Consider the following 4,789-nt stretch of genomic DNA (forward strand, 5'->3'; position numbering starts at 1 on the left):
GCGCGCGAGCGGTGCTCGCCCTGCTCGAAGGGATAGAACACGGCAGCCTGGAAGTTCGCCTGCCCGACGGCGGCACAGCGTGTTTTGGGCAAGCCTCGTCCGGTCAGCGCAGCGCAGTACTCGAGCTTGGACAGTGGTCGGTTTTCGACCAGGTGCTGGAACGCGGCGACGTCGGCTTCGCTGAGGCGTGGATCGACGGTGACTGGCACAGCCCCGACCTCACCGCGCTGCTGACCCTGCTGGCGGAAAACCGTCAGGCGCTTTCCCGCGCCGTCTATGGTCAGTGGTGGGGGTTGCTGAGTGCTCGTCTGCGCCATCTGCTGAACGCCAACACGCGCGCTGGGGCGCGCCGCAACATCATGGCGCACTACGATCTGGGCAACGATTTCTACCGCCAGTGGCTCGACCCGACGATGAGCTACTCGAGCGCGCTCTATTCGACCGACGCCCCGCGCTCGATGGCCTCCGCGCAACTCGCCAAGTACCGGCGAATCCTGCACCGGCTCGATGCACGCCCCGGCCAGCGGGTGCTGGAAATCGGTTGCGGCTGGGGTGCTTTTGCCGAAACGGCAGCGCGCGAGGCTGGCCTGCAGGTGGTCGGGCTGACGCTGTCGCCAGCCCAGCAGCAGTTTGCTCGCCGGCGAATGCTGCTGGCCGGCGTCGAGCAGCAGGTGCAGATCGAATTGCGCGACTATCGCGATCTGCTCGGCGAGCAGTTCGACCACATCGTCTCGATCGAAATGTTCGAAGCGGTCGGTGAACGCTGGTGGCCGACCTACTTCAACTCCCTGCAGCAGATGCTGGCGCCGAGCGGACGGGCGGTGGTGCAGAGCATCACCATCGCCGACGAGCTCTTCGCCCGCTACCGGCGCGGTACCGATTTCATTCAGCAGCACGTCTTCCCCGGTGGCATGCTGCCCAGCCCGTCGGTATTCAAGGAGCAGGCGGCGCGGGCCGGCCTGGTGGTCGGTGACGCTTTCCCCTTCGGTCGCGATTATTCGCGGACACTGGCTGAGTGGTCGGCAAACTTCGAGCGGCAGTGGCCGGCGATCGAGACACAGGGTTTCGACGAACGCTTCCGCCGTCTGTGGCGCTTCTATCTGGCTTACTGCCAGGCCGGTTTCAATAGTGGTGCGACCGATGTCATGCAGTTCGAACTGGCGCACGCACGATGAAACTGCTGCTAGCAGCCGTCCTGCTCGCCGCCAGCAGCTTCGCCCAAGCCGTGCCAGATGCACTGCGCCAGAGTGGGGCCAGCTGGACCCAATGGGGCAGTGGCGAGATGAGCTGGTTCGGCTTCTCGCTCTACCGTGCCACCCTGTGGGTCGCGGCGCGGCCGAGTGCGGATTTGCCGGCGAATGTGCCGACCGCCCTGCAGCTCGACTATCGGCGCGACATCCCACGTGACCGCCTGGTGCAGACCAGCCTCGACGAAATGCGTCGACTGGGCGCCAGCGACACGCAGTTGCTGCGCTGGAAGAGCGAGCTGAGCCGTGTCTTTCCCGACGTCAAGGAGGGAGAGAGCATCGTCGGCGTCCATTACCCCGGGCGAGGGGCGTCGTTCTATTACCGTGGTCGACCCAGCGGCGAAATCGCCGATGCCGACTTCGCGCGCCTGTTCTTCGCCATCTGGCTCGACCCGCGCAGCCGCAGCCCGGGGCTGCGCGCCGCGCTGCTCGAGCCGCCCGCGCTTTGAGCATGAGCGCAGCGCCAGTCCTTTCCTTGCCCCGTCGGCAGCTCCTCGCCTACGGCGCGCTCGGCCTGCCGTTGGCGATGGCGGCACTGCCGGTGTATGTGCATGTGCCGCGCCTGTATGCCGAGGCGGCCGGCATGAGCCTGGGCCTGCTGGGTGGGCTGCTGCTGGCCGCGCGACTGGTCGATGCCGTTATCGACCCGCTGCTCGGTGGCTGGAGTGACCGCACGGCGAGTCGTCAGCGCCTGATCCTGCTGGCTCTGCCCTGTCTGGCGCTGGGTATGTTCGCCTTGCTCCACCCGCCGGCCAGCGCCGCGCCGCTGTGGCTGTTCGGCTCCATGCTGGTCACCTATTTCGGCTTCTCGCTGGCCAGTGTCGCCTATCAGGCCTGGGGCGCGGAACTCGGTCGCAATGCCGGCGAGCGCACGCGACTGACCGCCAGTCGTGAGGGATTCGGCCTGCTCGGCGTCGTCCTTGCTGCCGCGCTCCCCGGCCTTCTCTCGAGCGACCTGGCACACGGATTGTCGGGCCTGGCGCAGATATTTCCGCTGCTGCTGCTGGTGCTGGCGGTGTGGACGCTGTCGGGCTCACCGATAGCGGCGGCACGAACAGCGCCCACCGGCAGCCTGCTTGGCGACCTGCGCGGGGTCCTCGAAGAGCAGCGCTTTCGCCGCCTGCTGGCCGTTTTCGTGGTCAACGGCATCGCCGCCGCCTTGCCGGCGACGCTGGTGTTGTTCTATGTCGCCGATGTGCTGCAGGCCGAGGCCTGGAGTGGCGCCTTCCTTGCCCTCTACTTCGTCAGCGGGGTCGCTTTCCTGCCGCTGTGGGTGACGCTCTCCCGCCGCTTCGGTCGCGTGCGCAGCTGGATCGTCTCGATGCTGGTCGCGGTGGCCTCCTTCGCCTGGGCCTGGGGACTGGGCGCCGGCGACGTCTGGCCCTTCGCCGTCGTCTGCCTGCTCTCGGGTGCCGCGCTTGGCGCCGATCTGACCTTGCCGGCAGCGCTGCTGGCCGACATCGCGGAGTTCGGTGGTCGCGGCAGCGACGCGAGCAGTGAGGTGGAAACTGCCGAGAACACCAGGCCAGCACAGGCCGGTGCCTATTTTGGCTGGTGGAATCTGGTCGCCAAACTCAACCTGGCGCTCGCCGCCGGCCTGTCGTTGCCGCTGCTCGAGTCAGTCGGCTACCGGCCGGGAGTGGTCGAAACGACGGCCGGCCTCGCCGCCGTCTATTGTCTGCTGCCTTTGCTGTTCAAGACGGTCGCCGCGTTGCTGGCCTGGCGCTGGCGTAACACTCTGGAGGTCCCCTGATGAAAACCCTGTGGCTTGCCTGTTTCGCTTGCGGCATTCTTGGTCTTGGCGGCTGTTCCAGCGTGCCGGTGGAGCGTTACCGGGCCGAACAGCCGGTGCTCGATCTGGCAAGCTACTTCAACGGCACGATCGACGGCTGGGGAATGTTCCAGGATCGCTCGGGCGAGGTGATCAAACGCTTCCATGTGGTGATCGACGCCCGCTGGGAAAAACGCGATGGCGTCGACGTCGGCACCCTCGACGAGAATTTTTCCTGGTCGGATGGAAGCAGCTCGCGCCGGGTGTGGACCATCACCCGGCTCGATGCGTCGCGCTACGTCGGCCGCGCGGATGACGTCGTCGGTGACGCACTGGGCGAAGCGGCGGGCAACGCGCTGCGCTGGCGCTACGTCCTGGCGTTGCCGGTCGATGGCCGGGTGTGGAACGTCGACTTCGACGACTGGATGTTCCTGATCGACGACAAGGTGATGCTCAACCGTTCCGAGATGCGCAAGTTCGGCTTCCGGCTCGGCGAAGTGACGCTGAGCTTCCGCAAGCGGTGAGCCGATGAACCCAAGCATCGACGATTGGTCCGGCAAACGCGTTTGGCTGCTCGGCGCTTCGAGCGGCATTGGCGCCGCGCTTGGCCGCCTGTTACTGGCGCGTGGCGCCCGCGTTGCCTTCTCGGCACGCAACGCGGCCCGCCTCGCCGAGGTGGCTGGCGATGCCGAGCGGGCGCTGGTCCTGCCCTGCGATGCGGCCGATGAGGCCAGTCTGCAGGCCGCCTGGGATGGTGTGCTGGCCGCCTGGGGAGGCGTCGACGTGGCGCTCTATGTCGCCGGCGACTACCTGCCGATGCGCGCCTGGGAGCTCGATGCGACACGGGCGCGGCGAATGATCGACATCAACTTCAGCGGCGCGGTGTCGTTCGCCGCCTGCGTGCTGCCGCAACTGCTGCGCCAGGGTAGCGGTCAGATCGGCTTCGTCGCCAGCGTCGCCGGTTATCGAGGCTTGCCGAAATCGCTGATCTATGGCCCGACCAAGGCGGCGCTGATCAATTTCGCCGAAGCGCTCTATCTCGATCTGCAGCCGAAAGGCATCGGCGTGCGGGTGATCAACCCGGGCTTCGTCGCCACGCCACTGACCGCAAAGAACGACTTCGCCATGCCAGCGTTACTGACGCCCGAGCAGGCGGCGCAGGAGACGATCGCCGGTTTCGCCGGCAGCGCTTTCGAAATCCACTTTCCGAAGCGCTTTACCCGAGTGGTCAAGCTGCTTGCCCATCTGCCGTACCGGATCTATTTTCCGCTGGTACGCCGTTTCGCTGACCGCTGATGGAGGCTGCCATGAGCAAGACTGCTGCCGTCGAAGCGCTGATCTCTTTCTACGAAGGCTTGAGCGCCGAGAGCCTTGCCCGCTTCCCGGAGTTCTACGCCGATGACGCATTCTTCAAGGACCCGTTCAACCAGGTGCGTGGCGTGGCGCCGATCCAGCGCATCTTCGCGCACCTGTTCTGGCAGGTCGGCGAACCGCGTTTCGTCGTGCACGAGCAGCTAGTCGCCGACAACGGCGCGATGCTGGTCTGGGAGATGCACTTCCGCCTGCCAGGCAGGCGAGGGCAGGGGCAGGCGCAGGCGCAGGTGATTCGTGGCGTCTCGCATCTCAAATTCGATGACGAAGGCAAGGTCGTCTGGCATCGCGACTACTGGGACGCCGCCGAGGAGCTCTATGCCAAGCTGCCGGCAATCGGTTGGCTGATGCGATTCTTGCAGAGGAAACTGGCCGCCTGAGAGCGTAAACCCTGGTGGAG

The 4,789-nt window shown here is 66.3% G+C and carries 6 protein-coding genes; all 6 read left to right on the forward strand.

Features of this window, described 5'->3' with window-relative positions:
• A partial coding sequence (locus tag RUW20_RS18275) for a cyclopropane-fatty-acyl-phospholipid synthase family protein (protein ID WP_313953651.1) occupies positions 1-1,175 on the forward strand: 1,175 nt, incomplete at its 5' end.
• A complete protein-coding gene (locus tag RUW20_RS18280) occupies positions 1,172-1,696 on the forward strand; it encodes a chalcone isomerase family protein (protein ID WP_313953652.1) in 525 nt (174 codons plus the stop codon). The genes RUW20_RS18275 and RUW20_RS18280, both read left to right, overlap by 4 nt.
• Before the next feature lie 2 nt (positions 1,697-1,698).
• On the forward strand, positions 1,699-3,000 hold the full coding sequence (locus RUW20_RS18285) for an MFS transporter (RefSeq protein WP_313953653.1): 1,302 nt from the start codon (positions 1,699-1,701) through the stop codon (positions 2,998-3,000).
• Positions 3,000-3,542, forward strand: a complete 543-nt coding sequence (locus RUW20_RS18290) for a DUF3833 domain-containing protein (protein ID WP_313953654.1) — start codon at positions 3,000-3,002, stop codon at positions 3,540-3,542. The genes RUW20_RS18285 and RUW20_RS18290 overlap by 1 nt, the downstream gene beginning before the upstream one ends.
• A gap of 4 nt (positions 3,543-3,546) precedes the next feature.
• Positions 3,547-4,314 (forward strand): SDR family NAD(P)-dependent oxidoreductase, encoded by a 768-nt coding sequence (locus RUW20_RS18295; protein WP_313953655.1) that lies wholly within the window; start codon positions 3,547-3,549, stop codon positions 4,312-4,314.
• Between the two features lie 11 nt (positions 4,315-4,325).
• Positions 4,326-4,769 carry a nuclear transport factor 2 family protein gene (locus tag RUW20_RS18300; RefSeq protein ID WP_313953656.1) on the forward strand — a complete coding sequence of 148 codons (444 nt, stop codon included), beginning with the start codon at positions 4,326-4,328 and terminating at the stop codon, positions 4,767-4,769.
• The last annotated feature ends 20 nt before the right edge of the window (positions 4,770-4,789 follow it).

Origin of the sequence: Accumulibacter sp. (genome assembly GCF_032229525.1) — a bacterium.
Classification (GTDB): domain Bacteria; phylum Pseudomonadota; class Gammaproteobacteria; order Burkholderiales; family Rhodocyclaceae; genus Accumulibacter.

Excerpts from the sequence above, each read along its gene's own strand:
- RUW20_RS18300 (WP_313953656.1), top strand. The coding sequence starts at position 4,326 with ATGAGCAAGACTGCTGCCGTCGAAGCGCTGATCTCTTTCTACGAAGGC.
- RUW20_RS18295 (WP_313953655.1), top strand. The coding sequence starts at position 3,547 with ATGAACCCAAGCATCGACGATTGGTCCGGCAAACGCGTTTGGCTGCTC.
- RUW20_RS18285 (WP_313953653.1), top strand. The coding sequence starts at position 1,699 with ATGAGCGCAGCGCCAGTCCTTTCCTTGCCCCGTCGGCAGCTCCTCGCC.
- RUW20_RS18290 (WP_313953654.1), top strand. The coding sequence starts at position 3,000 with ATGAAAACCCTGTGGCTTGCCTGTTTCGCTTGCGGCATTCTTGGTCTT.
- RUW20_RS18280 (WP_313953652.1), top strand. The coding sequence starts at position 1,172 with ATGAAACTGCTGCTAGCAGCCGTCCTGCTCGCCGCCAGCAGCTTCGCC.